This is a genomic window from Mesorhizobium sp. C399B (assembly GCF_030323185.1).
GTDB lineage: Bacteria > Pseudomonadota > Alphaproteobacteria > Rhizobiales > Rhizobiaceae > Mesorhizobium.
The window spans coordinates 6,085,858-6,111,391 of record NZ_CP100472.1 but is presented as its reverse complement, the minus strand read 5'-3'; the positions used below and the strand labels follow the sequence as shown (position 1 = coordinate 6,111,391).

Genomic DNA, 25,534 nt, shown 5'->3' with positions numbered 1-25,534 from the left:
GGTTGGATCTTGGGCCGCAAATGTCTATCTGCGCCGAGGGATTTCTTTCCGGCGCGGATTGCCGACCTCGTGTGAGAGTGGCAAGACTTCGCGCCAAACCAGATTGCGAGGATGAGAGCCATGGAATATCGCGAAATCAGCGAGGACTATTCGGTCTCGGGCCAGATCCAGCCCGAAGATGCCGCCGCCATCAAGGAAGCCGGTTTCAAGAGCGTGATCTGCAACCGGCCGGATGACGAGCAGCCCGACCAGCCTTCGGCCGACAGCGTCAAGGCGGCGGTCGAAGCCGCGGGGCTGGCCTTCCGCTACATCCCGGTAATCAGCGGCCAGATCACAGCCGAGAATGTCGAAGATCAGGCCGAAGCGCTCGACGCGCTCGAAGGCCCGGTGTTTGCTTATTGCCGCTCGGGCGCGCGCTGCACCAATCTCTACGGGCTGATTCAGCAGTCCAAGGGGTGAGCATCTGAGGCGCTGGCGATCCCTCACACCCCCCTCTGTCCTGCCGGACATCATCTCCCCCGCAAGGGGGGAGATCGGATGTCGCCTTCGCTTTTCGCCAATCGCCGACGTTGCAGGATGAGCGCTATCGACAAAGCTGCTGATCTCCCTCCTTGCGGGGGAGATGGCCGGCAGGCCAGAGGGGGGTGCTGTCCCGCCGACGTATCAACTGAAACTCTCTCAAACTAGATCGGCAGCGCCCCGGTCTCCTTCAGCGTCTCCAGCACGATCGCCGTCTTTACATGCTGCACGGAGTCGTGCGGCAACAGCACGCCGTTGACGAATTCCGACAATGATTTGAGATCGGGCGTCACCACCTTCAAGATATAATCCATCTCGCCGGTCAGCGCGTGCGCCTCCTGCACCTCCGGCAGCCGCGCCAGCAGCTCGCCGAAGCGCCTGGCATTGTCGCGGTTATGGGTGGCGAGCGTCACCGAGATGACGTTGACCAGCGAGAAGCCGAGCTTGTCGCGGTCGAGCACGGCGCGATAGCCCTTGATGTAGCCGTCTTCCTCCAGCCGCTGGCGGCGGCGTGAGCATTGCGATGCCGACAGGTTCACGCGCTCCGAGAGATCGTTGTTGGTGAGCCGCGCGTCGCCCTGCAAGAGAGCCATTATCTTGCGGTCAAATTGATCGATGCGCGCTTCATTCATCGATTCATCTCCAATCATGCATGAATTACGCACGAGATGATCATTTCAAGCGTTTGAATGCAAGCACCGTGCGGTCGCTTCGCACTATCATGCGTCATCTCGTGGTCCGATGCGGCCACCATCCGTTTGGAGGAATGCCATGGGTCCCTTCCCGCACGACGCCCCGCCCGCAAAGATCAGCAAGGAAAACCCCGCCGGCACCGACGGTTTCGAGTTCGTCGAGTTCGCGCATGCGGAGCCGCAGAAGCTAGCCGAACTGTTCACCCGCATGGGCTATGTCGCGGTGGCCAAGCACCGCACGAAGGACATCACCGTCTGGCGCCAGGGCGATATCAACTATGTCGTCAATGCCGAGCCGGGCTCGCATGCGATGAAGTTCGTCGACAAACACGGCCCTTGCGCCGCCTCGATGGCCTGGCGTGTTGTCGATGCCAAGCACGCATTCGACCATGCGGTGTCGAAAGGCGCGACGCCCTATGAAGGCGACGACAAGGCGCTCGACGCGCCGGCCATTGTCGGCATTGGCGGCTCACTGCTCTATTTCATCGAAGCCTATGGCAAGAAGGGCTCGGCCTATGATGCCGAGTTCGAGTGGCTGGGCGAACGCGACCCGCGGCCCCAAGGCGTCGGCTTCTATTTCCTCGACCACCTCACCCACAATGTCTATCGCGGCCAGATGGACAAATGGTGGGACTTTTATCGCGAATTGTTCGGCTTCAAGCAGATCCATTTCTTCGACATCGACGGCAAGATCACCGGCCTCGTCAGCCGCGCCATCACCTCGCCCTGCGGCAAGATCCGTATCCCGCTGAACGAGTCCAAGGACGACACCAGCCAGATCGCCGAGTATCTGAAGAAGTACAATGGCGAAGGCATCCAGCATATCGCTGTCGGCACCGACGACATCTACGCCGCCACCGACAAGCTTGCCGACAACGGGCTGAAGTTCATGCCCGGTCCGCCGGAGACCTACTACGACATGTCGTACAACAGAGTGAACGGGCATGACGAGCCGATCGAGCGGATGAAGAAGCACGGCATCCTGATCGACGGCGAAGGCGTGGTCGACGGCGGCATGACCAAGATCCTGCTGCAGATATTCTCCAAAACCGTGATCGGCCCGATCTTCTTCGAATTCATCCAGAGGAAGGGCGACGAAGGTTTTGGCGAAGGCAATTTCCGCGCGCTGTTCGAGTCGATCGAGCAGGACCAGATCAAGCGCGGCGTGATCAAGGTCGATGGCAAGGCGGCGTGAAAACCGTAAGCTCGTTTGCGGCTCGATCGGCTTTGATCTAAGTTCCGATCACAAGAGGTCGAGCCGTGAACGTCTCCATAACCGAAGCAAAGGCCAAACTGTCGGAACTCGTCGGCCGCGCGGAAGCCGGCGAGGAGATAGTCATCACTCGTCACGGCAAGATCGCGGCGCGGCTCGTGCCACCAGTTCGAGAAGACTTGTTGTCGCGCATAGGTGCCCTGAAGGGCAAGATTTGGATTTCTGACGATTTCGACAAACTCGGCCCTGAATGGAACGAGTACACCAGATAAAGGTCAGAGGCCCAGCCGCTCGACCTCTTCCTTCCTCACCTTCAAATCATAATCGAGCAAAAACTCGTCCAGCTGCGGCGGCGCGACCGAGCTGCCCGAGAGCATCGCGTGAACCTGGCCGCGATGGTGGATGTCGTGCAGGAAGACATGGGCGAGAATGTCGCCGATCTTTTCGGGGATCATGCCGTCCTCGCGCCGGTCCGTGATGACCCGACGGTCGAGATCCGCCTCCGACAGCTTCTCGCAAAAGGCGATCAGGCGCCGGTCGGCCGCGACCTGAGCGGCAAACAGCGCCTGCGGGTCATCGAACGGCACGTAATCGTCATGGGCGGCCGCGCCGACGCCGCCCTCCTCAAGGAAATCGAGATAGAGATGATCGACCGCAAGGATGTGGTTGAGCGTTGCCTTGATCGACGGGAAGAAGCTGGTGCGTTCGGCTTCGAATTCGCCGGGCTTCAGCGCAAGCACAGCGCGGTAGAGCCGGTCATTCGACCAGAGATTGTTGCCGGCCATGCGGCTGAAGTGGGTGAGAATATCCATGTTATGCGCTTGGCCAACCGACCAAGTCCACCAACTTCAGAATGACGAGTATGGCAGCTATCCCCAGAAGACGAACGTTCATACCGCGGCGCAGTTCTTGCGTTCCTGCATCGCTTGCGACTTCCCGGTTCAAAGCGACGTACACAAGCCTCGGCAGGCGCGCCTCGCTGCTGAAATTACGCAGCCTTTCAGACCGATCCTCGACCTGCCGGCAGAGCCGAATTGCGGAAATCAAAAGCCAGCCGGTTGCGACGCTGCAAAGCCCAAGAAACCAAAGATAAGAAGCGGTATAGGCCATCTGCCATTCACGCTCCCGTCGATCGCATCAGATACAAGCCTGCCGCCATCACCGCGAAGCCGGCGACAACAATCAGCAAAAGCCGGTTCATGCGCCGCCGCGTCGCCTGCGTCTCCTCGTCCCGCGCCACATTGGTGTTGGTGATGGTGTGGAACATCATCGCCTTGCGCGGGTAGCCGCTGCGGTTGGTCAGATCGGGCGAGCGCGCCTCGATGCGGTAGCTCAGCCGGATCGCCTGGATGAAGACCACCAGAATGGCCAACGCCCAGACGCCGGCCAGCAGGTAGAACGCCTCGCCCGTCATTGCATTGCCCCCTCTTATGCCTGGGACTTCTCGACCTTCTGCTCGATGGCGCCGAAGATCGAGTTTCCGCTTTTATTCTTCATCTCGATACGCACTGTATCGCCAAAGCGCAGGAACGGCGTCTTGGGCTCGCCAGACTCAATGGTCTCGATCATGCGCAGTTCAGCAATGCAGGAATAGCCGGCGCCGCCGGCCGCCACCGGTTTGCCCGACCCGCCATCCAGCTTGTTGGAGACGGTGCCGGAACCGATGATGGTGCCGGCAACCAGCGGCCGTGTCTTTGCGGCATGGGCAATCAGCGCCGGGAAGTCGAAGGTCATGTCGACGCCGGCATTGGCACGGCCGAACGGCTTGCCGTTGACGTCGGCGAGCAGAGGCAGGTTGACCTTGCCGCCATCCCAGGCGTCGCCGAGTTCGTCCGGCGTCACCGCCACCGGCGAAAAAGCCGAGGACGGCTTCGACTGGAAGAAGCCAAACCCCTTGGCGAGTTCGGGTCCGGTGAGCGCGCGCAGCGTCACATCATTGACCAGCATGACCAGCCGGATCGCAGCGCGCGCCTGGTCGAGGCTGGCGCCCATCGGCACATCGTCGACGACGACGGCGACCTCCGCCTCCATGTCGATGCCGAAGGCTTCGTCCGCCGCGCGGATCGGCTCGCGCGGCGCGATAAAGGAATCCGAGCCACCCTGATAGATCAGCGGATCGGTCCAGAAGCTTGCCGGCGTCTCGGCGCCGCGGGCTTTGCGCACCAGCTCGACGTGGTTCACATAGGCAGAACCATCGGCCCATTGATAGGCGCGCGGCAGCGGCGAATGGGCGTCATGCTCATGGAAGCGTGCCGACGGCACCGCATTGTTCTCCAGCGATTCGGCGATCGTCGCCAGGTGCGGCGAAATCCGCTGCCAGTCGTCGAGTGCGGCCTGCAGCGTGCGCGCCAGGAACGAGGCGTCGGTGAAGCGCGTCAGGTCGCGCGAGACGACGACAAGCTTTCCGTCGCGCGTCCCGTCCCTCAATGTGGCAAGCTTCATGCGGTTTCCTCTCCTGATGCGGCTTTGGCGCCGTCTAAGTTCACAACAAGGCCGTCGCGGGCAATCGTCAAGTCACCCACCCACGATTTCCTGACAGCAGCCTCCCAGTCGGCCTCGCCGATCTCGGGATCATCGGCCGGAATGAGGTGGTTGAGCACCAGCCTCTTCACCCCGGCATCGCTGGCGATGCGGCCTGCCTGCTCGGCAAATGAGTGGCTGGCAAGCAGATGCTCTTTCAGCCGCGCGCCATTGCCGGTCCTGGCGACCAGCCGCTCGATGCCTTCTTCCAGCATGGCCTCATGGACGAGAATGTCGGCATTTCGGGCAAAGCCTGCGAGCGGCGGAAAGAAGGCTGTGTCGGCCGAGAACACGACGCTATTCGCACCATGCTCGAAGCGCAGCGCGAAACAGTCGGTCACCGGCGGATGGTCGACGCGCAGTGCCGAGACCTTCAGGCCGCGCTGCGCAAAAATCTCGCCCTCGCCGAATTCCACGATCGAAACCATTTCGCGGATGTCCGGCCTGCCTTCGTCGACGATTCGGATCTCGATGTCGAACTCCATCGCCTGGCAGAAGCGCCGCCAGTAGTGGCCGGTGCCGGGCGGTCCGAACAACGTCACCGGATTGGCCAGACCGGCGGTCCAGGCGGTGTGGAGCAGCGCCCCCAGTTCCAGCACATGATCGGAATGCAGATGGGTGACGAAGATCAGGTCGAGCGCCTTCAGGCTGACGGCGGAATCGACCAGGCCACGCGTGACGCCGAGCCCGCAATCGACGACGATGGTTCGCCCGCCCAGTTCCAGCAGCGACGAACTCGGCCACGGCCCGCCCGGCCGCAGCGCCGGGCCGCCTTTCGAGCCGAGAAGCACCAGCCGGTCGTTCATCGGGCTGATCTCAAGACCAGTCGCCCTCCGGCGTGCCGTTGAAACGCTTCTTCAGATCGGTCCAGCAATCGATGTAATTGTCCTGCCTCGTTTCAAGCTCGGCGCCGTAGCGGGTGAGCATTTGCGGGAATCGGGTCTCGAACATGAAGGCCATGGTGTTGTCGAGCTTGACCGGTTTCAGCTCCGAGCGCGAGGCCTTTTCGAAGCCAGGTGCGTCGGGGCCGTGGGCCAGCATCAGATTGTGCAGGCTGATGCCGCCGGGCACGAAGCCTTCTTCCTTGGCGTCGTACTGGCCATGAATCAGGCCCATGAACTCGCTCATGATGTTGCGGTGGTACCAGGGCGGCCGGAACGTGTCTTCCGCCACCAGCCAGCGCGGCGGGAAGATGACGAAGTCGATATTGGCGGTGCCCTCCTCGCCGCTCGGCGCCGTCAGCACGGTGAAGATCGACGGATCGGGATGGTCGAACAGGATGGCGCCGACCGGCGAAAACGTCGCCAGATCATATTTGTAGGGCGCATAGTTGCCGTGCCAGGCGACGACGTCGAGCGGCGAATGGCCGATCTCGGTGACGTTGAAATTGCCGCACCATTTCACCGTCAGCCGGCACGGCGTCTCCTTCTCCTCGAACCAGGCGCTGGGCGTCTTGAAGTCGCGTGGGTTGGCCAGGCAGTTGGCGCCAATCGGGCCGCGGTCGGGCAGCGTCAGCTTGGCGCCGTAGTTCTCGCAGACATAGCCGCGCACTTCCTTGTCGATGAGCTCGACCTTGAACACCAGCCCGCGCGGCAAAACGGCGATCTCACCGGGTCGCAGCTCGATGACACCCATCTCGGTGACGAAGCGCAAGGCGCCGACCTGGGGGACGATCAGCAACTCGCCATCGGCATTGAAGAAATGATCGTCGACCATCGATCGGCTGGCGACATAGACATGCGCGGCCATGCCGCTTTGGCCCAGCACATCTCCGGCGGTGGTGATGGTGCGCATGCCGGCGATGAAGTCGGTCGGCTCACTCGGCATCGGCACCGGGTTCCAGCGGTACTGGCCGAGCGCCAGTTCGTGGTCGCCGACATTGGGAGCGGTCTTCCACAGGGGATAGCTCGCCGCCTTGAAGCGGCCGGTGTGTTTTACGCTCGGCCGGATGCGGTAGAGCCAGGAGCGCTCATTGGTGCCGCGCGGGGCGGTGAAGGGCGAGCCCGAGAGCTGCTCGGCATAAAGTCCGTAAGCCGGCCGCTGCGGGGAATTGCGCCCTTGCGGCAGCGAGCCGGGCAGCGTTTCGGTCTCAAAATCATTGCCGAACCCCGGCATGTAGGAAAATTCCATCCGATCCTCCCTGATCCCGACCGCCGCGAAGCGCGGCCTGCCGGCGATGTTGACCAAACTGGTTTCATTTGTAACCATCGAAAATGTAACTATCAACGGCTGATGCCGCATCCACGGTGCGCATATGGAAACCCTCGAACTCGAAAATTTCCTGCCCTACCGGCTTTACCGGCTGGCCGACGCTGTCAGCCGAGAATTTTCAAAAATCTACCGCGACCGCCACGGCCTGACGCGGCCGGAATGGCGCACGCTGTCAGGGCTCGGACAGCGCGGCACGATGACCGCGACGGCGCTCGGCGAGCAGTCGGCCATGCACAAGACCAAGGTTTCGCGGGCGGTGGCGGAGCTTGAGCGGCGGCGCTGGCTGACGCGCACGCCGGACGAGAATGATCGGCGTGTGGAGCATTTGGCGCTGACCAAGGCGGGACTGGCCGCCTATCGCGAGATGGTGCCGCTGGCGAAAGCCTTTGAACGGGAGTTGCTGGAGAGGTTGAGCACAGAGGAGCGGACAGCGATTGTGAGCGGCGTGGCGGCGCTGGAGGGAGCGTTGGGTGAATAAAGAATCTGCTCCGCCGTGATCCTTCACACCCCCCTCTGTCCTGCCGGACATCTCCCCCGCAAGGGGGGAGATCAGATGTCGCGAAGGCTTTCGCCAATCTCCAATGTTGCAGAGGTTGGCGAGGCGTCAAAGCTGCCAATCTCCCTCCTTGCAGGGGAGATGGCCGGCAGGCCAGAGGGGGATGCCTCGCGCCGACATTTCCAGCGGATAGCGCTCAGCCGCACCCTCACCAATCCATCACCACCTTACCCGAACTGCCACTGCGCATAGCATCGAACCCTGTCTGGAAATCATCGATACCGATCCGATGCGTGATGAGCCCGCTGACATCCAGCGGGCCTTGCACCAGCGCGATCATTTTGTACCAGGTCTCGAACATCTCGCGCCCGTAAATGCCCTTGAGATGAAGCATCTTGAAGATGACCTTGTTCCAGTCGATCTCGAAGCCGGTCGGCGCGATGCCGAGAATGGCGATCTTGCCGCCATTGTTCATGGTGTCGATCATGTCGCGAAAGGCGGGCGCGGCGCCCGACATTTCGAGGCCGACGTCAAAACCCTCGGTCATGCCCAGCGCCGGCATAACGTCGCGCAGTTTTTCCTTCGAGGCATCGACGACATGCTGGACGCCGAGCTTTTTGGCCAGCGCCAGCCGCACCGGGTTGATGTCGGTGATGACGACTTTTCGCGCCCCCACACATTGGGCAACGAGCGCGCCCATGATGCCGATCGGCCCGGCGCCGGTGACCAGAACGTCTTCACCGACCAGGTCGAAGGACAGAGCGGTGTGGACGGCATTGCCCAGGGGATCGAAGATCGCGGCGATCTCGTCGGGCACATCGTCGGGGATCGGCACGACATTGTGCTGCGGGATCGCCAGATATTCGCCGAAGGCGCCGGGGCGGTTGACGCCGACGCCGAGCGTGTTACGGCAGAGATGCCCCCTGCCGGCGCGGCAATTGCGGCAATGGCCGCAGACGATGTGACCTTCGCCGGAGACACGCTGGCCGACCTTGTATTCGGTGACCGCAGCGCCGAAATCGGCCACCGTGCCGACGAATTCATGGCCGGTCACCATCGGCACCGGCACGGTCTTCTGCGCCCACTGGTCCCAATTGTAGATGTGGACGTCGGTGCCGCAGATCGCCGTCTTCTTGACCTTGATCAGCACGTCGTTAGGGCCGATCTCCGGCACCGGCACCTCTTCCATCCAGATGCCCGGTTCAGCCTTGGCCTTCACCAGCGCCTTCATCATGTTCGACATGCTACAACTCCTTACCCTCCCCCTTGTGGGGAGGGTGGCCCGAAGGGCCGGGTGGGGGTCAAAAACTGGCGGAGGTCGTGACCCTGCAGACCCCCACCCCGCCTCCCGCCCGCTTGCTTCGCAAGCGGTCGAAAGTCGACCCTCCCCACAAAGGGGGAGGGTAAAACTCTCAGCCAATCACGCCCAGTTCCTTGCCGACCGCCGCGAATGCTGCCACGGCGCGGTCGATGTCGGCGGTGGAATGCGCCGCCGACATCTGGGTGCGGATGCGCGCCTGGCCTTTCGGCACCACCGGGAACGAAAAGCCGATGACATAGATGCCGCGCTTCAGCATGCGCGCCGCCATTTCCTGCGCCAGGCTCGCATCGCCCAGCATCACCGGAATGATCGGATGATCGGCGCCGGCCAGCGTGAAGCCGAGCTTGCCCATTTCGGAGCGAAAGCGCGCCGCATTGGCATAGAGGCGTTCGCGCAGGGCGTCGCCATTGCGGATCAGCTCGAACACCTTGATGGAAGCGCCGGCAATTGCCGGCATCAGCGTGTTGGAGAAGAGATAAGGCCGCGAACGCTGGCGCAGCCAGTCCACGACCTGGCTTTTGCCGGAGGTGTAGCCGCCGGAGGCGCCGCCGAGCGCCTTGCCGAGCGTGCCGGTGATGATATCCACCCTGCCCTCGACGCCGCAATGCTCGGCCGAGCCGCGGCCGTTCTTGCCGACGATGCCGACGGCATGGCTGTCGTCGACCATGACCATGGCGTCGTATTTTTCCGCGAGGTCGCAGACGCCTTTAAGATTGGCGATGATGCCATCCATGGAGAACACACCGTCGGTGGCGATCAGGCGGAAGCGGCAGTCTTTCGCCTCCTTCAGCCGGGCTTCGAGATCGGCCATGTCGTTGTTGGCGTAGCGGAAACGCTTGGCCTTCGACAGCCGCACACCGTCGATGATCGAGGCATGGTTCAGCGCATCGGAAATGATCGCATCATCCTCGCCGAGCAGTGTCTCGAACAGGCCGCCATTGGCGTCGAAGCAGGAGCCGTAGAGGATGGTGTCGTCCATGCCGAGGAATGATGAAATCGTTGATTCAAGCTGCTTGTGCTCTTCCTGCGTGCCGCAGATGAAGCGCACCGAGGCCATGCCGTAGCCGTAGCGGTCGAGCGCGCCTTTGGCTGCATCGCGCAATTCTGAGCTGTCGGCGAGGCCGAGATAGTTGTTGGCGCAGAAATTCAGCACCTTGTCGCCGCCGACTTCGATCTCAGCCGACTGGGTCGAGGTGATCACCCGCTCGGATTTGTAGAGCCCGGCGGATTTCAGCCCTTGCAGTTCGTTGTCGATATGGGAGAGGAATGCCGCGCTCATGGATCAGGTCCTGTTGAGATTGGCGCGACTGTCGCGCTACGCGCACTAAAAATCCATCGCAAAAGCGACCGTTTCGGTGGCACGGCGGGCTCAACCCTGGCGCGACCCGATCGCATGGCCCGCATGCTGGAGTAGCAGGCACGCGAATACGGCTATGCCGCGAAAGAACATGATAACCATCTCGGCAGCTTTCGTTTACTGCCGAAGCAACAGTTCCGCCGGCTTCCAGACCTGTTAACCCTTTCAAGCCAATGGTCTTCTCGCCACGAATCAGTGGCAGAAATCCGTCGACCGAGGGGTCACCTAGAATATGTCGCAGCAGCCGGCGCAAACCGTCTCGGGCAAACTCATCCTGCTGATCAAGAGCGGCTACTGGCTGGCGCTGCTGATCATCGCCGCCATGGTGATGGCCTCCTTCATCCTGCTGCAGCAGATGATGGCGGCGCAACAGCACAACCATACTCTGCTCGACATCGTCAGCACCCAGAAGGCGCTGTCGCAGCGTATTGTCTTTTTGACCAGCGCAACCGGCTCCGCCGCGCGTGACAAGCAGCCGGCCCTGGTTGCCGCGCTGAAACAGGCGACCGCCGAGTTCGAGACGAACTACGACCTGCTGCTCAAACAGACGGGAGCCGACCCACTGTCACCGGCATTGTCCGATCCAAAGTCGATCGAGAGCGTGCTTTACGGCAAGCCGTTCCACCTCGACTATTTCTCGGTCGGGCTGGTCGCCAATGGCGAAAGGCTGATCTCGTCCTTCGAATCCCAGCTCTCCGGCAATGCCGCCTACAAGGGCGGCGGCGAGCGCGTCAATCTCGATGCTTCCGTCGCCAATGCGACGCTGTCGGGTTATGCCGCGCTCGGCCAACGCATCGCCGCATTCGCAGACGAGCGGTCGGAAAAGCTCCTCGATCTCCATCGCACCTTGTTCTACGCCACCATCGGCGTCATCGTCCTGGTGGCGCTTTTCATCTTCCGGCCGATGTCGAAGGCGATCCTGCGCAAGACGCACGAGCTTGTCGATGCCCGCAACTCGATGGCCTTCATCGCCGTACATGACGGGCTGACCGGCCTGCACAACCGCACCTTCCTGACCGACCACTTCGAAACGCTGATCAAGGGCGCGCATCGCCGGCGCGAGAGGCTGGCGGTCATCCAGCTCGACCTCGACCGGTTCAAGCAGATCAACGACACACTCGGCCACGCCGCCGGCGACTATGTGCTGGTCGTCACCGCGCAGCGCATGCGCGATTCCTGCCGTGCGTCGGATCTCTGCGCGCGCCTTGGCGGCGACGAATTCGTGATGATCCTCAATGGCGCCGGCGGCCCCGAGGACATCAACATGCTGGCCCGGCGCATCCTAGAGGAGATCAACGAGCCGATTACCTTCCAGGGCACGACCATCCTTCCAGGGGCCAGCGCCGGCATTGCCGTCTATCCCATCGACGCCGACAATGCCGAGGATCTGCTCGTCCACGCCGACCTCGCGCTCTATTCCGCCAAAAAGCTCGGCGGCGGCAGCTTCTCGTTCTTCTCCGAGGAACTCAGGCGCGAGCTAGACTACCGCAAGCAGCTCGAGCACGACATCAAGGTCGCGATTTCGGAGAACGCCTTCCAAGTCTATTTCCAGCCGCAGGTGTCGCTGAGCAACGGCGCCATCAGCGGCATCGAGGCGCTGGTGCGCTGGAAGCATGCCGAGCGCGGCATGATTGCGCCGGGCGAGTTCATTCCGGTCGCCGAAAAATGCGGCTTCATGCCCGAGATCGGCCGCATCGTCTTTACCAAGGCGATCGAGCAAGCAGCCGAATGGGATCGCGCCGGCATCGCTTTCGGCCGGCTTGCCGTCAACGTGTCCGGCACCGAGCTGCGCGAACCCGACTTCGACCGCTTCCTGTTCGCGACGCTGGAAAAGGCCGGCCTTGCTCCGCAGAAACTGTCGCTGGAAATCGTCGAATCCGTCATTCTCGACGACGAGAAGACGGGCATCGCGGCGAAGCTGCGCCACATCCGCGCTGCCGGCGTCCATCTTGAGCTCGACGATTTCGGCACCGGCTATGCCTCGCTCAGCCACGTCAATCCCAACGAGATCGACCGGCTGAAGATCGACCGCCGCTTCGTCCAGAACATCAACGAGAATGGCGACAACACCAAGATCGTGCGCGCCATCACCGAGCTGGCGCGCGGTCTCGGCATTTCGATCGTCGCCGAGGGCGCGGAAACCGAAGCCGAGCTCGATTCGCTTATGGCAATCGGCTGCGATCAGGTGCAGGGCTATTCCATCGCCTTCCCGATGCCGCAGGACAAAGCGCGCGAATGGCTGCTGGCGCGCAGCCCGAAGAAAGCCAAGCTGAAGGTGCTTCAGGGCAATTTAGCCTAGACTATTGCCCACCGGTGCCGGTCATTTGGCCGGCGCGACATTCGCCCGCAATGCCGCCAGCACCTCGGCGAACTCCGCCAGCCTGTCGTCCGGCAATCCCGCGCGCAGCCGCTTGTCGAAGATGAGAGCCGCCGCCCGCAGCTTCAGGAACATCGTTTCGCCCGCCTGCGTCAGTTCGACCAGATGAACCCGGCGGTTGTCCGGATCGCGGCGGCGCGTCAGCAAGCCTTGCGCCTCCATGGCGTTGAGATGGTGGGTGAGCGTGGCGCCCTGGATGCCGATCATGCCGGCAAGTTCGCGTTGGTTGGCAAGCTCGCTCGACTTGACCGAAAGCAAGGTCAGCCACACCGGCAGCGTGCCCCCGGCCTCGACCAAAGCGGCGTCAAATGCCTGCGCCACCAGCTTGGAGGTGCGCGCGAGATTCATGCCGATTGGCGGACGGTCAAAGGGAGTCATGCGCCGACAGTAGAACAAGGCGCCGAGCGATGGAACGCGGCATTATACATTGACATCGAACCATTTGATACCTAACTATCATGCGTGTCGATCTACCGAGTTCGTATCATCCTGCATTCGACAGGGATCCGAGGACGGGCGGCGGGCAAGGAGGAAGCGGTCATGCAATATGTCTACATCGTCGTTATCGGCCTTCACGTCATGGCCGGTGTGTTCTGGGCCGGCACCACCATCACGCTTGCCCGCGACCCCGAGATCAGGGCGGAGCGCTTTATCGGACCGCAAATGGGCTCGGCCGGCATGGTGTTCGTGACCGGCGCCCTGCTCTGGTATTTCTTCCACGGCGCCTATTTCGGCTCGATGGAAATGGTGCTGGCGCTAGGCATCCTGGCCGCCTTCGCCGCTGCCGGCGTTCTCAGCGTCGTCGTCCGCAAGACCAGCCGGCAGCTTGCCGGCGCGGACGTCGCAACGGAAGCGGCGCTGCGCACCAAAATGGCCCGCGGCGAGCGCATCGCCGCCTGGCTGCTGGTGCTCACCGTGCTTTGCATGGCGACCGCCAGGATGATTTGAGCCCTGCCGCACGTCGCCTCCCGGTTGAAGACCATTCCGCATCGTGCGTCGCCTGGCTCTCGGCTGGTAGCGTACGCGGCGCGCAGTTCGGACGGATGTGCAAGGTGGCTCTCCGCACAGAGGTTTGGCTGCGCGCCACCCATCACTTTGATCGATCGAGTTGCGCCCGCCGGAAGGGTGAGATCGAGCTTTGGAACAAGCCGTAGGCCGGCTTGTAGGCTCAAACCCGCAAGCCGAACCTGATGCCGTCATAGATGGCGGCATGGATGTTGCGCGAGGCGACCGCATCGCCGATGCGCAACAGCACGAAGCCGCCTTCGGGATTGCGTGAAGGAAAAATATCGCCGCCGCCGACCAGCCGCTCATAGTCGACCGCGCCACCATTCTTCGACAGCGGTTTCAGCTGGAGATAGAGATCGTCGAGCGGCGCCGTGCCGTGCTCGACCACCACCTGGTCGACCCGCCTTTCGCCACGCCAGCCATCGGCAAAGTCGGAGGCGAGTTCGGCGACCAGCTGGTTGCCCTCGCGCCGTACCGAGCGCAGCCTGGTGTTGATGGTGATGGTGACGCCCTTCTCCTGGAAGGCGCGCATATAGGGCACGTGGTTCATGCCGCCCATTTCGGGGGCGAAGAAGCGCTCCGGCGAAACCAGCTCCAGCTTCGAACCGGCATTGGCGATCAGCTCCGCCGCGCCCATGCCCTGATGGCCGCCATTGTCGTCGAAGAGCAGCACGTTCTCCGCCGGCTTGACGCTGCCGGCCATGATGTCCCAGCTCGACGTGACGAGATTGTCGCCTGATGTCAGCGGCGGGTTCTGCGGCAGGCCGCCGGTGGCGATCACCACCACATCGGGCGACAGCGCCAGCACATCGTCCTGCTCGGCCCATGTATCGTAGCGGATCCCGACGCCGAGCCGGTCGAGTTCGGCCAGCCGCCAGTCGATGATGCCGATCAACTCCTTGCGGCGCGGGTTCTGCGTTGCCAGCCGAACCTGGCCGCCGGCCTGACCGGAGGCTTCAAGCACCGTGACATGATGGCCGCGTTCGGCCATCACGCGAGCTGCCTCGAGCCCGCCAGCGCCAGCGCCAACGACAACGACGTTCCGCCTGGGCCCTTCGGTCTTCAGGATGATATGCGGAATCTCGGCCTCGCGGCCGGTCGCGGCATTGTGGACGCACAGCGCCTCGCCGCCTTCATAGATACGATCGAGGCAATAGGTGGCGCCGACGCAAGGCCGGATCTCGTGCTCGCGACCTTCCATGACCTTCTTGATGATGTGCGGGTCGGCGATATGGGCGCGGGTCATGCCGACCATATCGAGCTTGCCGGTCGCGATGGCGTGGCGCGCCGTGGCGACATCGGAAATCCGCGCCGCATGGAAGGTCGGAAATTTTGTTGCCGCCCTCACCTCGCCGGCGAAATCGAGATGCGGCGAAGAGCGCATGCCGGTCACCGGGATAACCTTGGTGAGCGCCGCGTCGCTTTCGATCGAGCCGCGGATGATGTTCAGGAAATCGACCTTGCCAGAATTGGCGAGCCGTCTCGCGATCTCGACGCCCTCGGCCTTCGACAGGCCTTTGTCAAAGTCCTCATCGGCGACCATGCGGATGCCGACGATGAACTTTTCATCGACGGCAGCCCGCACGGCGTCCAGCACCATGTCGGTGAAGCGCAGCCGGTTGTCGAGCGAACCGCCGAACTCGTCGTCGCGATGGTTTGTGGCCGGCGACCAGAAGCCGTCCATCAGATGGCCGTAGGATTCGAACTCGATGCCGTCGAGGCCGGCCGCCTGGCAGCGCTGCGCAGCGGACGCATAGTCGGCGACGATGCGCTCGATGTCCCAGTCCTCGATGGTTTTCGGGAACGCGCGGTGCGCCGGCTCACGCACCGGCGAGGCCGACAGCACCGGCAGCCAGTCGGCCTTGTTCCAGCCGGTGCGGCGACCAAGATGGGTGATCTGGATCATCACCTTGCAGTCATGCTCGTGGCAGGCGTCCGCCAGTTCGGCCAGCCACGGCACGATGCGGTCGTCATAGACATGCAGATTGCCAAAGGCGGCCGGGCTGTCGCGCGAGACGATGGCCGAGCCCGCCGTCATGGTCAGCGCCATGCCGCCCTTGGCCTTTTCGGCATGGTAGAGCCGGTAGCGCTGTTTCGGCATGCCGTCCTCTGAATAGGCCGGCTCGTGGCTGGTCGACATCACCCTGTTCTTCAGCGTCAGGTGTTTGAGCTGGTAAGGCTGGAGAAGCGGGTCGTTGCTGGTCATCATCTTCCTGCCATTCCAGTTTGTGTCGGAGCAGCGCGCGCTGCTCCAGTTCTTGTCTTGAGCATCGAATTTATCCGAAAATCGCTGCACACTTTTTGATCCGATGCTAATGAGCGCGGAAATCCCCAGGAAAACCACGATGATCGATACCAAAACCCTCACCCAGCTCGGCGCCCACGTCGAGACGCCACAGAGCCCGGAGACCGCGGTCCTGGAGACCGTGCCGTTCCAGCGCGGCGACGGACCGCCGGCGATGGTGCGCTTCACCTGCCCGGAATTCACCTCGCTCTGCCCGGTAACCGGACAGCCGGATTTCGCTCATATCGTCATCGACTACGCACCCGATGCCACCCTTGTGGAATCGAAGTCGCTCAAACTGTTTTTGACTTCGTTTCGCAACCATGGCGCTTTCCATGAAGACTGCACGGTGATGATCGGCCGCCGCATTGTGGCGGCAACGAAGCCGCTGTGGTTGCGCATAGGCGGCTATTGGTATCCGCGCGGCGGCATTCCGATCGATGTCTTCTGGCAGACCGGCGCTCCGCCCGAAGGCGCCTGGTTGCCCGACACCGCCGTTGCTCCCTATCGCGGCCGTGGCTGAACTGACGTCAGCCATAGGCGGCTTGGCGCCGCGCCCATGCAGCAGTACGACCGCGCCGCAGCTGCCCTTTCGATCAGCCGCCCAGCCGACCAGATCAGGAGCGCCGGGCTGGTCGAGCACGACGCGCTCGACGGGCAAATCGCCGGGAGCCGCCAAAGCTTGCCAAGGCGCGCGGGCGATCAGCATCGTGCCGATGTGCCAGTCGAGGCCGCAGCCGGCAGCGCCCAACCCGACCAACGCGATCGCGAGCAAAACGCGAAGCTTCATTGCCGACCACCCGGAAACAATCGGCGGCTTATTCGCACTGATACTGGCTGAGCGCCCATTCACCGGTCACCGAAAGCAGATCGGATATCTTCCAGTCGCCGTCGACCTTCTTCAGCTTCCACTCCAGCCGGTGCTGGTTGCCTTCGACGACGAAGGCGACCACCACCTTGGCCTGATCACCATTGACGGCCTCGATGCTCTTCAGGCTCTTGTCGATCGCAAGCTTGTCGTAATCGGCATTGTCGAGCGCCATGTTGGGGTCGAGGCATTCGCCCTGCCCGGATTTGCGCAACGCGTCGCTCTTGTCGAGTACGGTCTTGGCCGGGTCGACGAAGTTCTTGCGCTGGGTCGGATCGAGCTCCAGTCCGAGATGTTCGTAGAACGGCTTGACCACAGCCGTCGGCGAGCCCGCCAGGACGGGCGCGGCCGGCTCGGCCGGCGGCCACCCAACCGGCGGTGTCGCCGGTTCCACCGCTGTCCCGGGTGGATTTGCCGGCGGTGCTGCGCCGCCCGGCACTATCTCGGCCGGGGCATTTGCAGGTGGCGGACCGAGCAGCCCTTGAGCGGCAGCCGTGTTCAATCCTGCCAGCAGGCATACAGTCAACAAAGTCGGAAGACGGCTATGGGCCATCACGCATCACTCCAGGCCCGATCAGTCACATACCGGCCGAAACGTTCAGCCATGTCATCGGCGCCTGGCGGCAAAGATGCAGACTTTGAGGAAGCTAACAAGCCCTCGATTGCTTGCTTCGCCCGGGTGGTTCCCGCGCGAAGCGCTGCAATCCGCAAACCCTATTTCTGCGCAATGGTTGGCGGGTTCGGACCGTCAGCCGTGTTGCCGTTGAGCTGATTGGTGCCATAGGACGATATGACACCGCCATTAACGATGGCCGTGCCCGTCGTATTACCGGAGATCGTCGATCTGCCGACCCGGATGGTCGCGTTGGCGCCGTCGGCACGCAGGCCGCCTGCCGCTCCGTTGTTGGCCACGGCAACGCCGTCAACCATGATGTTGATCGCAGGCCCGCCGACCGGATTCAGGATGCTGATGCCGGCATTCGTGTTGCCCGACACGCTGCTATCCACGATCGTCGTGTTGGAGCCGCCCGTGTTGCTGGTGCCGTCAGCCTTCACGCCGGCCAGGTTGTTGTTCTCGATCGTCGAGTTCTCGATGATGACCTTGGCAACGCCGGCTGCGGTCGGCTGGATATGAACGCCGTCCGCGCCGTTGCCGGTGATGAAGCTGTTGGTGATATAGAGTTCGGACGCGCCCGACGGTGCGAACAGGATGCCGTTGCCGTTCGGCGCCGCAGAGCTGTTGCCACGAATGACGCAATCCTCGATGTGCAAGGCGGCGCCGACGAGAAAGCGGACGCCATTGATTCCAGGCGATGCCGTCGCTGTGTCGATATCGAGACCTCGCAGAACGACGACGTCGGTCGCCAACGCGTTGATGGTCACTTGCGTCCCCGCATTCGATATGCCTGCCTCGACGTCCTCGCAAGCGATCGTTATCGACTTGGTGATCGTCACCGCGCCAAAGCCGCCCGGGTCGACGCAATTGATTTCGCCGCCGGCAGCCGTTTTCGAAATCGCGCCGGCGAAAGTCTTACAAGGTGCGGTGCGGCTGCACGGATTGACGTCGTCGCCAACGCCGGAAACCCACGTCCGGGGCGCCTGCGCGGACGCCGGCGTGGCAAGACAAGCCATCACCATGGCGATTAAAATAGAAGATACCATGTATACAATTTTATTCATCTTCTCACCCCCTCAATGGAAAACAACTACTATTGCAGATATGCAATAGAAATCTAACACACCACAGCCAAAAGAGCAACTAGACCACAATTCAATCTGAAATCGGCTCTGTTTCTCGGCCGGCAAAAGCGATCCCCGCGAAGATTGCGATGGTCTCACTGACAGCCCGGTGGAGCGGACCGACAAATCGGGCGCCCTTGGCAAGACATCGATTTCGGTCGTCTTGTAATCTGGCTGTCAGCCACGCCCTACTTCGCGTGGTCCTGCCTCGAGATCATGTCATCAGGACTGGCAGTCGACAACGACAGAGAGGACTGGTGGCAGTACTCCGGGACCCGCCCGGTCATTCAAACTGGTTGCGCGTCCAGCCATAAAATGCACTTGGCGCGGTGTTGCCGCGCCAAGCGTTGCTATCAACAGTTAACCCCTGCAGCTATTTCAGCGCGATGGTTGGCGGATTGGGGCCGTCAGCAGTGTTGCCGTTGAGCTGGTTGGTGCCGTAAGACGAGATCAACCCGCCGTTGACGATGACCGTGCCGGTGCCATTGCCGGAGATGGTCGAGCGGCCGACGCGGATGGTTGCGTTGGCGCCATCGACACGCAGCCCGCCGACCACGCCGTTATTGGCGACGGCAACGCCGTCAACCATCATGCTGATCACCGGCCCACCAGCCGGATTGAATATGCTGATGCCGGCGTTGGTGTTGCCCGACACGCTGCTGTTCACGATCGTCGTGTTGGAGCCGCCCGTGTTGCTTGTGCCGTCAGCCTTCACACCGGCCAGGTTGTTGTTGTCAATGGTCGAGTTCTCAATGATGACCTTGGCAACGCCGCCGGCGGTCGGCTGGATATGAATGCCGTCATTGTTGCCGGTGATGAACGAGTTGCTGACATAAAGTTCGGCTGTGCCCGACGGTGCGAACAAAATGCCGTTGCCGTTCGGCGCCGCAGCCGTGTTGTCGCGAATGACGCAATCCTCGACATGCAAGGCGGCGCCGGCAAGAAACCGGATTCCATTGAGACCTGGCCCAGCCGTCGCGCTGTCGATATCGAGACCGCGCAGAACGATGATGTCGGTCGCCAACGCGTTGACGATGATGCCATTCACCGACGCATTCAACACGCCCGCCTCAACGTCCTCGCAGGCGATCGTCATGGATTTGGTGATGGTCACCCCGCCGAAGCCGCCTGGATCGATGCAATTGATTTCGCCGCCGGCGGCGGTTTTCGAGATCGCACCGGCGAAGGTCTTGCAAGGTGCGGTACGGCTGCACGGATTGGCGTCGTCGCCAACACCGGAAACCCATGTCCGGGTCGCCTGTGCGGACGCCGGCGTGGCAAGACAAGCCACTACAATTGCAACTAGAATTGATGACAATAGATATGTGATCGATTTCATATGCCCCACCCTCCAAATTTTGAGCAAGTTAATACTTGCAGCCGAGCAAGGAAACATACCCCGCTACATCTAAAAAAGCAACTACTGATGTGACCGGCCGTGCGGATGCAACTGTTTCTGGATCCGGCTTTTCTGCAACCGCAAAATAATGCTGAATCGCCGTAAAATATAGCGACCATCACAAAAGATGTTACGATATTTTGCTTAGCAATTTTATGGCTGTCGCGCTGAGAGACCGCCGTTACAGCATGAAAACAATCACTGACCCAGGATGCTGACCGTTGCACGATTCGGCAAGCCGCGACAATTCAGGGTAGTGTCTCAGTTTGAAATTTCGGCCGCTGACTTTTTGTAAGGGCCACGCTTTCCGGGCTTCGGCGCAACGGCGTCCATCTTCTCGCAGAGATCGTCCATCGACCAGAGCGTCCTGGAAACGCCAGCGGCCATTGCCGGCGTCATTTTCAGCGTCTTGTGCATTTTGATGAAGTTGTACCAGACGGTGTAAATGGCGACCATGTGGACATGGTTTTCGAACTTCTTTGAGAACGCATTGGTAAGGCGCGTGAAGCGGCGATTTGCCATGCGCATAGTGAGATTGGCGCGTTCGATATGCGACGTGCTGACGTGCACCGGATCGGGATTGCCTGCAATCCGCGTCTTGGTCGCGCCAGTGCAGACAGCCGGGCTATAGCGGCGCTCTGGCGAGGTCTTCTTGCCTTCCGGCTCACCGTATTGCTTGATGAGCATGGCGTAATCGATATCCGCTCCAAAGGCTTCCTCGACCGCATTGAGATAGGCGCGGTGGCCGTCCGTCGTAAGCTGGACGCGGTTGGCAAGACGGTCCTTCACGTCGTCCATGAAGGCCAGCGCATATTCGCCGTCGCGACCGCCGACCAGCCAGGAAATGATAAGCTTGCTGTCGCTGTCCAGGGCGGTCCAAGTCCACACGTCGCCAGCGCGGTCAACCGGCTGCTTCATGGCCGAAACGTTCTTTGCCTTCGCGCCGACAAACGACCAGATTTCATCGCACTGGACGCGCTTGGAAGCGACGTTGCGCACTTCGCTGTCGTGCAGTTCGGCACAGAACTTGCCAGCATCGACCAACAGCTTGGACACGGTGTTGATCGACACATCGGCAACGCGGGAGATTGAGCGCATCGAAGAACCCTCGCAAAGCATGGTGAGGATTTGGACGCGGGTTTTGAGAGGCAGCTTGTTCATTCGCCTAATATGTGAACTTTTATGCTTAGCGTCAAGGACAAATATCGATTTGGCTTTAGCCTCCTGTTAGGGTATCGAGTCAAATTGTCGCAACCCTTGGCGGGGCGGACTATTGACTTATATGTCAATCCTTGCTGCTATCAAGCGGCACGTTAGGGCTGGACGCTTGTTCCCTCTAGAAATGGAGTTGGCAAGCGACCCGGTTGTTCGAGGCATTTACCTGTCGGAAGACATGCGGGGGCTGATCTATGGACCATGGGCATCTGAAAATTGCCATCCGCGTGTCATGAGGCTTCAGGCTGATCTAGAAGCGTTTGTAAAGGGTGAGACAGTTTCCCTTTGCCTTGAGCCGTATTCGGCTGGCAAAGCCTTCTTCGGGAGGCTGTCAGATGTCTCAGACGAGGTTTGGGATATTCGCAGCCGCAGCCCGAAGCCTGGCCTGCGCTTATTTGGCAGCTTTGCCGCTCCTAACCAGTTCGTGGCCTTTACGTGGCGACCGCGCTCAAAGCCGTGGAATGGTCGCCAGCCTATGGGTGACCGCTACGATCAGGAGTGGGAGAAAATGAAGGCCGAATGCCTGTCGCAATGGAACGCTCTGTTCCCTAGACACAAACCTATGCATGGAGAAGACGCTGATGACTATGTCACCGAAACCGGATTTTCTCTCGGAGATATCTGAGGGCATCAAAATCCCAGAGGCCAAGATGGCCTATTTTGAGCAGAGGGCCCTGAACGGGTTCTACGACTATGTCATGCGCCGGTTTGCGGAAGAGCAAAAGAATTCCAAGCTGACTAAGGCAACTCTGGCTAAACGCATCGGGCGCGGGCCTGACCAAGTCAACCGCATGCTGGCTTCGCCCGGCAACTGGACGATTGGCACCCTCGCTCGCCTATTGGTTGGGATCGCTGGCGAGGAGCCGATTCTAACTTCGAAGAAATTGGCCGGAAGGAAGCCGCAAAATATGACGGTGGAGGCCTTGCTTGAACCGCCTTCCGAGCAACCGTCCAAGCTGCGGCTTCCGCAGGCGCCTTCCGCTACAGCGTCAAATGCGAAGGCGGTCGAAATTAAATTCGAGCCGGCCTAAATGGCAAAGAAACCGATAAACGTTACGAACGCGATCCTGTGTGAGTATGTAGCGCAGGGAAGCTTCAACAAGCATACGCTGGTCAATGTCTTTTCCGGCGATGTTGTGGCAAGGGAGTTCCCGGTTGAAATACCGTTTGGCATTTTTCTTATTCTCGATGAAGTAAATATCAGACTGCTCAAGCTAGAATTGCTGGTAAACGGCGAGAGTGTGTTTGTTGGGGAAGCAGACGGACCCTTTCGTGGTACAGGGCCGCTCGCAATAGCGTCCTTCAAGGTCAAAGTGAAAGAACCCAATTCTGTTATGGAATTGGTGCTTTCTTCCGCCGATCACAAAAATACCATAGCTATAAGCAAGAAGGTTCTCCAAGGGGAAATTACTTATGCCGCCCCTCCCACCGCTTCGAAGCCGCCTTCTTAGCAATCTCGGCGCGCCGCTCTGGCGTCATGTTGGCGGCGCGCTTCTTGCCACCCTTCGAACCAAGCTCTTTGGCGGCGGCGTTCTTACCGTCGTCAATCACGTCGTCGGCTTCATCGCCGGTGGCAATTCGCATGACGCGCACGGCATTGCCGATCACGTCGGCGGGGCGCTTCTGGCCTTTAGGTCCGGTGGGCATTTAGCTGGGGTACTCCACGATAACGACATAGCCGGATGGTAGATCGTAGGGGCCAATCTCTGTGGCGATTTCGCGCTTCGGCTGCCAAATCACATTGATGACCCGGCTGCCCTCTTCGCCTAGGCTATGGAGAAGGGTCTTCAGCCGCTCAATGTCGTCCGGGCATGTCTCGACGGTATACGACATGAAACCTCCCATGCTTTCCGCTAAACATATAGGAGTTCGGCCCGGACCGCGACAAGCGCGGCCGAAATTTCAAACTGAGACACTACCCAATTGCGGCTGTCATGGGCCGAATACACCCTCGCCTGGACCCGGCGGCGGCGATTATGTCTGAATGCTGCCAATTTGCTGGCGAGCCGCGACGCCGGAACAGCGCGTCGGGATCACTCCGGCGCTTTGTCGGGCATGCATTCCAGCGCGCTCAGCGTCCAGCTGCTGGTCTTGGAGGTGATGTCGGCGACCTTCCATTTGCCGTCGATTTTCTTCAGCCACCACAGCATTTCGCGTTTGGAATCATCGCCTTCCGCAAAAAGGCTGAAGGTGGCGGTGACTTCGGCCGTATCGCCATTGACGGTCTCGGCCAGCTTCAATGTCTTGGCAATCGACTTCTGGTCGAAATCCTGCGCGTCGAGGCCGGGATCGAAGTCGAGGCAGGCGACTTCGTCGGGCTTGTTCTTCGTTGCCTGGTCGTTGAGATCGAACAGCTTGGTCACCGGCTCGGTGAAGCGGTCGCGGTACTTTGCATCTCCCTCGAATTTCACCTCGGGCAGATAAAAGAACTTCACGGCGTTGGAAGCCGGCCCGGCCAGCACCGTCGCAGGCAAGGCAATCGAAAAGACAGCGGCAAGCACTATCGGTTTCATGCAGGATCTCCGGACGTTTGGCGGCAAGGCGGCAATACCAGACATCCTGCATATCGGCTTTTTTGCGGCTCATAAAGCCCCGGCTTGCACCGTCTCAGCCATCCAGCCAGACGTTCTGCAGGTCCATCTCGAAGGTCTGGTGGACGCCGTAGTTCTTCACCTTCTTGTTCATGTGGCTGTAGAGCTTCTGCCAGAAGGGTTGAATGATGACGCCGGAATCCTGCAGGATCTGCTCGACATCCTTCATCACCTCACGCCGTTTCTCCACGTCGATCAGCGACAGCGCCTGCTTCAGCTTGGCGTCGAAGTCCGGGTTGGAATAGGCCGATTCATTCCAGGCTTCGCCGGTGCGATAACCAAGCGCCAGCACCTGGACGCCGAGCGGGCGCATGTACCAGATGGTCATCGAGTACGGATACTTCGTCCAGTCGTTCCAGAAGGTCGAGCCCGGCAGCACCGTGCGCTTCACCTTGATGCCGGCGTCGCGCAACTGGCCGGCAATCGCGTCGCCGGTGTTCTTTTGCCAGTCGTCCTCGACGGTGATCAGCTCGTGCTCGAAATCGGCCTGGCCGGCATCCGCCATCAGCTTCTTGGCGCCGACCGCGTCGCGCGTCTTCTTGGGCAGCGCGAAATATTCAGGATGGATAGGGCTGACATGGTGGTTTTCACCGACCGTCCCTCGCCCGGCATAGCCGAGTTCCAGCACCGCATTGTTGTCGACCGCCATCTGCAGCGCGTTGCGCACCCGCTGGTCGTCATAGGGCTTGTGGGTAACGTTCGTGCGGGCAACCAGCGTGGTTGCCGTCGCAACCTCGGACTTCTCCAGCCCCATCTTATCCAGGATGTCGATGAAGTCGGCCGGCGTCTCGAAATTGAGGTCTATCTCGCCGGATTCGAAGGCGTTGATCGAAGCGTTGAAGTCGGTGCCGTAGTCGATGAACTCGACGCTGTCGAGCGGCGCTTCACCACCCCACCACTTGCCGTTTTCACGACGCTTGACCACCGCCTTCTGGCCGACATCGTAGGAGACCAGTTCGAACGGGCCCGTGCCGATCGGCTTCTTGACCGGGTCGGCGCCTTCGGCGTCGAAATTGCGGTGGACGACGAGCGCGGGATAATCGGTGAGGTTCGGGATCAGCGAAATGTCGGGCGCGCTGAGCGTCAGCTTGACCGTATTGTCGTCGACCTTGGCGATCGCGCCTTCCCTGGCCTTGCCCGACTTTTCGTCGATCAACCCGCCGACGCGAGCGGCCATGGAGTTGCCGGCGACCTTCTTCTCGCACCAGCGGGTAACATTGAAGACCACGTCATCGGCGTTGAAAGCATCGCCATTGTTCCAGGTGATGCCCTTGCGCACATGCAACGTGTATTCCGTGGCGTCGTCATTGATGTCCCAGCTTTCGAGCAGCACTGGCTCGAAGGTGAATTCCCTGGTGTAGCGGACCAGCGGCTCCAGCCAGCAGCGCGAGATGTTGGCGAGTTCCACCCAGTCATAGGTGCGCGGATCTTTTTGGGCCTTGACCGACATCGATATGTGCAGCGTGCCGCCCTTCTTCGGCTCCTCGGCAAAAGCCTGTCCCGGCGCGGCAAGGCCGATCATGCCGTAGGCCAGCGCCGTCGATGCGCCGAACGCACTTGCCAATGCAAGAAACTCGCGCCGGTCCATACGGCCAGCACGCGTCTCTTGCGCCATCGCCTCGATGGCCGTTGGCACGCGATCGCCATTGCTTTTGAAAAGTGTCATGTCTTTCTCCCTTGCGGTTCCCATCGGGTCTTCGCCCGTTATCAACTCATTCGTCGT

General features: G+C 61.1%; 30 protein-coding genes. 11 read left to right on the top strand and 19 right to left on the bottom strand.

The annotated features are described in order from the left end of the window. The first annotated feature begins 120 nt into the window (after positions 1-120). Positions 121-459 carry a protein tyrosine phosphatase family protein gene (locus tag NLY36_RS29205; protein ID WP_023672907.1) on the top strand — a complete coding sequence of 113 codons (339 nt, stop codon included), beginning with the start codon at positions 121-123 and terminating at the stop codon, positions 457-459. Between the two features lie 224 nt (positions 460-683). Here the strand turns inward: NLY36_RS29205 and NLY36_RS29200 are convergent, their stop codons facing one another. Then, positions 684-1,151 carry an Lrp/AsnC family transcriptional regulator gene (locus tag NLY36_RS29200; protein ID WP_023698021.1) on the bottom strand — a complete coding sequence of 156 codons (468 nt, stop codon included), beginning with the start codon at positions 1,149-1,151 and terminating at the stop codon, positions 684-686. 139 nt (positions 1,152-1,290) lie between these two features. On the opposite strand from NLY36_RS29200, the gene hppD reads away from it, so the two are divergent. Next, positions 1,291-2,406 (top strand): 4-hydroxyphenylpyruvate dioxygenase, encoded by a 1,116-nt coding sequence (gene hppD, locus NLY36_RS29195; protein WP_023698020.1) that lies wholly within the window; start codon positions 1,291-1,293, stop codon positions 2,404-2,406. Between the two features lie 65 nt (positions 2,407-2,471). Further along, positions 2,472-2,696 carry a type II toxin-antitoxin system Phd/YefM family antitoxin gene (locus tag NLY36_RS29190; protein WP_023698019.1) on the top strand — a complete coding sequence of 75 codons (225 nt, stop codon included), beginning with the start codon at positions 2,472-2,474 and terminating at the stop codon, positions 2,694-2,696. 3 nt (positions 2,697-2,699) lie between these two features. Here the strand turns inward: NLY36_RS29190 and NLY36_RS29185 are convergent, their stop codons facing one another. The 6 genes from NLY36_RS29185 to hmgA are packed head-to-tail and all read right to left on the bottom strand — an operon-like array spanning position 2,700 to position 7,074. Next, entirely contained in the window at positions 2,700-3,236 is a 537-nt protein-coding gene (locus tag NLY36_RS29185) for a DinB family protein (RefSeq protein ID WP_023698018.1), read from the bottom strand. A 1-nt stretch (position 3,237) separates the two neighbouring features. After that, positions 3,238-3,534 carry a hypothetical protein gene (locus NLY36_RS29180; protein ID WP_023698017.1) on the bottom strand — a complete coding sequence of 99 codons (297 nt, stop codon included), beginning with the start codon at positions 3,532-3,534 and terminating at the stop codon, positions 3,238-3,240. A gap of 7 nt (positions 3,535-3,541) precedes the next feature. Beyond that, positions 3,542-3,838 (bottom strand): hypothetical protein, encoded by a 297-nt coding sequence (locus NLY36_RS29175; RefSeq protein ID WP_023724856.1) that lies wholly within the window; start codon positions 3,836-3,838, stop codon positions 3,542-3,544. 14 nt (positions 3,839-3,852) lie between these two features. Next, entirely contained in the window at positions 3,853-4,866 is a 1,014-nt protein-coding gene (locus NLY36_RS29170) for a fumarylacetoacetate hydrolase family protein (RefSeq protein WP_023736400.1), read from the bottom strand. Beyond that, on the bottom strand, positions 4,863-5,750 hold the full coding sequence (locus NLY36_RS29165; protein WP_023736399.1) for an MBL fold metallo-hydrolase: 888 nt from the start codon (positions 5,748-5,750) through the stop codon (positions 4,863-4,865). Before NLY36_RS29165 ends, NLY36_RS29170 begins: the two co-directional genes overlap by 4 nt. A gap of 10 nt (positions 5,751-5,760) precedes the next feature. Beyond that, a complete protein-coding gene (gene hmgA / locus NLY36_RS29160; RefSeq protein WP_023736398.1) occupies positions 5,761-7,074 on the bottom strand; it encodes a homogentisate 1,2-dioxygenase in 1,314 nt (437 codons plus the stop codon). Between the two features lie 124 nt (positions 7,075-7,198). Between hmgA and NLY36_RS29155 the strand changes: the two genes are divergently transcribed. Next, entirely contained in the window at positions 7,199-7,633 is a 435-nt protein-coding gene (locus tag NLY36_RS29155) for a MarR family winged helix-turn-helix transcriptional regulator (RefSeq protein WP_286461607.1), read from the top strand. A gap of 226 nt (positions 7,634-7,859) precedes the next feature. Here NLY36_RS29155 and tdh read toward each other — a convergent pair whose 3' ends face one another. Then, positions 7,860-8,894 carry an L-threonine 3-dehydrogenase gene (tdh, locus tag NLY36_RS29150; RefSeq protein WP_023672918.1) on the bottom strand — a complete coding sequence of 345 codons (1,035 nt, stop codon included), beginning with the start codon at positions 8,892-8,894 and terminating at the stop codon, positions 7,860-7,862. 169 nt (positions 8,895-9,063) lie between these two features. Continuing rightward, positions 9,064-10,251, bottom strand: coding sequence for a glycine C-acetyltransferase (locus tag NLY36_RS29145; RefSeq protein WP_023736397.1), 1,188 nt, complete (start codon positions 10,249-10,251; stop codon positions 9,064-9,066). Between the two features lie 310 nt (positions 10,252-10,561). Here NLY36_RS29145 and NLY36_RS29140 point away from each other — a divergent pair, with 310 nt between their 5' ends. Further along, the gene (locus NLY36_RS29140) at positions 10,562-12,628 is read left to right on the top strand and encodes a putative bifunctional diguanylate cyclase/phosphodiesterase (protein ID WP_023672920.1); all 2,067 of its coding nucleotides are present in this window, start codon (positions 10,562-10,564) and stop codon (positions 12,626-12,628) included. A gap of 21 nt (positions 12,629-12,649) precedes the next feature. Here the strand turns inward: NLY36_RS29140 and NLY36_RS29135 are convergent, their stop codons facing one another. Beyond that, complete coding sequence (locus tag NLY36_RS29135) at positions 12,650-13,054, bottom strand: MarR family winged helix-turn-helix transcriptional regulator (protein ID WP_023672921.1); 405 nt, start codon at positions 13,052-13,054, stop codon at positions 12,650-12,652. Positions 13,055-13,246: 192 nt separating this feature from the next. Here NLY36_RS29135 and NLY36_RS29130 point away from each other — a divergent pair, with 192 nt between their 5' ends. Beyond that, a complete protein-coding gene (locus NLY36_RS29130; RefSeq protein WP_023682929.1) occupies positions 13,247-13,654 on the top strand; it encodes a hypothetical protein in 408 nt (135 codons plus the stop codon). Between the two features lie 220 nt (positions 13,655-13,874). Here the strand turns inward: NLY36_RS29130 and NLY36_RS29125 are convergent, their stop codons facing one another. Continuing rightward, complete coding sequence (locus NLY36_RS29125) at positions 13,875-15,920, bottom strand: oxidoreductase (RefSeq protein WP_023730498.1); 2,046 nt, start codon at positions 15,918-15,920, stop codon at positions 13,875-13,877. A 139-nt stretch (positions 15,921-16,059) separates the two neighbouring features. Between NLY36_RS29125 and queF the strand changes: the two genes are divergently transcribed. Further along, the gene (gene queF / locus NLY36_RS29120) at positions 16,060-16,521 is read left to right on the top strand and encodes a preQ(1) synthase (RefSeq protein WP_023736396.1); all 462 of its coding nucleotides are present in this window, start codon (positions 16,060-16,062) and stop codon (positions 16,519-16,521) included. Between the two features lie 36 nt (positions 16,522-16,557). Further along, positions 16,558-16,839: a hypothetical protein gene (locus NLY36_RS29115; RefSeq protein WP_156933235.1), complete on the top strand. Its 282-nt coding sequence runs from the start codon at positions 16,558-16,560 to the stop codon at positions 16,837-16,839. On the opposite strand, the gene NLY36_RS29110 is transcribed toward NLY36_RS29115, so the two are convergent. From NLY36_RS29110 to NLY36_RS29095, 4 genes are all read right to left on the bottom strand, one after another. After that, positions 16,817-17,419: a YqhG/Tai3 family protein gene (locus NLY36_RS29110; protein WP_023736395.1), complete on the bottom strand. Its 603-nt coding sequence runs from the start codon at positions 17,417-17,419 to the stop codon at positions 16,817-16,819. The genes NLY36_RS29115 and NLY36_RS29110 overlap by 23 nt on opposite strands. A gap of 161 nt (positions 17,420-17,580) precedes the next feature. Further along, positions 17,581-18,546, bottom strand: a complete 966-nt coding sequence (locus NLY36_RS29105; protein ID WP_023698007.1) for a right-handed parallel beta-helix repeat-containing protein — start codon at positions 18,544-18,546, stop codon at positions 17,581-17,583. 433 nt (positions 18,547-18,979) lie between these two features. Then, a complete protein-coding gene (locus NLY36_RS29100; protein WP_023713078.1) occupies positions 18,980-19,897 on the bottom strand; it encodes a right-handed parallel beta-helix repeat-containing protein in 918 nt (305 codons plus the stop codon). Positions 19,898-20,266: 369 nt separating this feature from the next. Continuing rightward, the gene (locus tag NLY36_RS29095) at positions 20,267-21,166 is read right to left on the bottom strand and encodes a hypothetical protein (RefSeq protein WP_023689607.1); all 900 of its coding nucleotides are present in this window, start codon (positions 21,164-21,166) and stop codon (positions 20,267-20,269) included. A 187-nt stretch (positions 21,167-21,353) separates the two neighbouring features. Here NLY36_RS29095 and NLY36_RS29090 point away from each other — a divergent pair, with 187 nt between their 5' ends. From NLY36_RS29090 to NLY36_RS29080, 3 genes are read left to right on the top strand one after another with little or no spacing between them, the layout of a single operon-like run. Then, positions 21,354-21,845: a hypothetical protein gene (locus NLY36_RS29090; protein ID WP_155923242.1), complete on the top strand. Its 492-nt coding sequence runs from the start codon at positions 21,354-21,356 to the stop codon at positions 21,843-21,845. Further along, positions 21,787-22,251, top strand: coding sequence for a hypothetical protein (locus tag NLY36_RS29085; RefSeq protein ID WP_023689606.1), 465 nt, complete (start codon positions 21,787-21,789; stop codon positions 22,249-22,251). Before NLY36_RS29090 ends, NLY36_RS29085 begins: the two co-directional genes overlap by 59 nt. After that, a complete protein-coding gene (locus tag NLY36_RS29080; RefSeq protein WP_027049645.1) occupies positions 22,252-22,671 on the top strand; it encodes a hypothetical protein in 420 nt (139 codons plus the stop codon). Here the strand turns inward: NLY36_RS29080 and NLY36_RS29075 are convergent. From NLY36_RS29075 to NLY36_RS29060, 4 genes are all read right to left on the bottom strand, one after another. Beyond that, entirely contained in the window at positions 22,628-22,867 is a 240-nt protein-coding gene (locus tag NLY36_RS29075; protein ID WP_023689605.1) for an RNA-binding protein, read from the bottom strand. The two genes, NLY36_RS29080 and NLY36_RS29075, sit on opposite strands and share 44 nt — an antisense overlap. Continuing rightward, on the bottom strand, positions 22,868-23,053 hold the full coding sequence (locus NLY36_RS29070) for a hypothetical protein (protein ID WP_023689604.1): 186 nt from the start codon (positions 23,051-23,053) through the stop codon (positions 22,868-22,870). Between the two features lie 200 nt (positions 23,054-23,253). Continuing rightward, positions 23,254-23,733, bottom strand: a complete 480-nt coding sequence (locus NLY36_RS29065; protein WP_023698004.1) for a DUF3828 domain-containing protein — start codon at positions 23,731-23,733, stop codon at positions 23,254-23,256. A gap of 94 nt (positions 23,734-23,827) precedes the next feature. Further along, on the bottom strand, positions 23,828-25,477 hold the full coding sequence (locus NLY36_RS29060; RefSeq protein ID WP_023713079.1) for an ABC transporter substrate-binding protein: 1,650 nt from the start codon (positions 25,475-25,477) through the stop codon (positions 23,828-23,830). Between the last annotated feature and the right edge of the window lie 57 nt (positions 25,478-25,534).

What these genes read in the sequence shown, in the direction of transcription:
- NLY36_RS29205 (WP_023672907.1), top strand. Translation starts at nt 121, where the DNA reads ATGGAATATCGCGAAATCAGCGAGGACTATTCGGTCTCGGGCCAGATC.
- NLY36_RS29200 (WP_023698021.1), bottom strand. Translation starts at nt 1,151, where the DNA reads ATGAATGAAGCGCGCATCGATCAATTTGACCGCAAGATAATGGCTCTC.
- hppD (WP_023698020.1), top strand. Translation starts at nt 1,291, where the DNA reads ATGGGTCCCTTCCCGCACGACGCCCCGCCCGCAAAGATCAGCAAGGAA.
- NLY36_RS29185 (WP_023698018.1), bottom strand. Translation starts at nt 3,236, where the DNA reads ATGGATATTCTCACCCACTTCAGCCGCATGGCCGGCAACAATCTCTGG.
- NLY36_RS29180 (WP_023698017.1), bottom strand. Translation starts at nt 3,534, where the DNA reads ATGGCCTATACCGCTTCTTATCTTTGGTTTCTTGGGCTTTGCAGCGTC.
- NLY36_RS29175 (WP_023724856.1), bottom strand. Translation starts at nt 3,838, where the DNA reads ATGACGGGCGAGGCGTTCTACCTGCTGGCCGGCGTCTGGGCGTTGGCC.
- NLY36_RS29170 (WP_023736400.1), bottom strand. Translation starts at nt 4,866, where the DNA reads ATGAAGCTTGCCACATTGAGGGACGGGACGCGCGACGGAAAGCTTGTC.
- NLY36_RS29165 (WP_023736399.1), bottom strand. Translation starts at nt 5,750, where the DNA reads ATGAACGACCGGCTGGTGCTTCTCGGCTCGAAAGGCGGCCCGGCGCTG.
- hmgA (WP_023736398.1), bottom strand. Translation starts at nt 7,074, where the DNA reads ATGGAATTTTCCTACATGCCGGGGTTCGGCAATGATTTTGAGACCGAA.
- NLY36_RS29155 (WP_286461607.1), top strand. Translation starts at nt 7,199, where the DNA reads ATGGAAACCCTCGAACTCGAAAATTTCCTGCCCTACCGGCTTTACCGG.
- tdh (WP_023672918.1), bottom strand. Translation starts at nt 8,894, where the DNA reads ATGTCGAACATGATGAAGGCGCTGGTGAAGGCCAAGGCTGAACCGGGC.
- NLY36_RS29145 (WP_023736397.1), bottom strand. Translation starts at nt 10,251, where the DNA reads ATGAGCGCGGCATTCCTCTCCCATATCGACAACGAACTGCAAGGGCTG.
- NLY36_RS29140 (WP_023672920.1), top strand. Translation starts at nt 10,562, where the DNA reads ATGTCGCAGCAGCCGGCGCAAACCGTCTCGGGCAAACTCATCCTGCTG.
- NLY36_RS29135 (WP_023672921.1), bottom strand. Translation starts at nt 13,054, where the DNA reads ATGAATCTCGCGCGCACCTCCAAGCTGGTGGCGCAGGCATTTGACGCC.
- NLY36_RS29130 (WP_023682929.1), top strand. Translation starts at nt 13,247, where the DNA reads ATGCAATATGTCTACATCGTCGTTATCGGCCTTCACGTCATGGCCGGT.
- NLY36_RS29125 (WP_023730498.1), bottom strand. Translation starts at nt 15,920, where the DNA reads ATGACCAGCAACGACCCGCTTCTCCAGCCTTACCAGCTCAAACACCTG.
- queF (WP_023736396.1), top strand. Translation starts at nt 16,060, where the DNA reads ATGATCGATACCAAAACCCTCACCCAGCTCGGCGCCCACGTCGAGACG.
- NLY36_RS29115 (WP_156933235.1), top strand. Translation starts at nt 16,558, where the DNA reads ATGCAGCAGTACGACCGCGCCGCAGCTGCCCTTTCGATCAGCCGCCCA.
- NLY36_RS29110 (WP_023736395.1), bottom strand. Translation starts at nt 17,419, where the DNA reads ATGGCCCATAGCCGTCTTCCGACTTTGTTGACTGTATGCCTGCTGGCA.
- NLY36_RS29105 (WP_023698007.1), bottom strand. Translation starts at nt 18,546, where the DNA reads ATGAATAAAATTGTATACATGGTATCTTCTATTTTAATCGCCATGGTG.
- NLY36_RS29095 (WP_023689607.1), bottom strand. Translation starts at nt 21,166, where the DNA reads ATGAACAAGCTGCCTCTCAAAACCCGCGTCCAAATCCTCACCATGCTT.
- NLY36_RS29085 (WP_023689606.1), top strand. Translation starts at nt 21,787, where the DNA reads ATGGAGAAGACGCTGATGACTATGTCACCGAAACCGGATTTTCTCTCG.
- NLY36_RS29080 (WP_027049645.1), top strand. Translation starts at nt 22,252, where the DNA reads ATGGCAAAGAAACCGATAAACGTTACGAACGCGATCCTGTGTGAGTAT.
- NLY36_RS29075 (WP_023689605.1), bottom strand. Translation starts at nt 22,867, where the DNA reads ATGCCCACCGGACCTAAAGGCCAGAAGCGCCCCGCCGACGTGATCGGC.
- NLY36_RS29070 (WP_023689604.1), bottom strand. Translation starts at nt 23,053, where the DNA reads ATGTCGTATACCGTCGAGACATGCCCGGACGACATTGAGCGGCTGAAG.
- NLY36_RS29065 (WP_023698004.1), bottom strand. Translation starts at nt 23,733, where the DNA reads ATGAAACCGATAGTGCTTGCCGCTGTCTTTTCGATTGCCTTGCCTGCG.
- NLY36_RS29060 (WP_023713079.1), bottom strand. Translation starts at nt 25,477, where the DNA reads ATGACACTTTTCAAAAGCAATGGCGATCGCGTGCCAACGGCCATCGAG.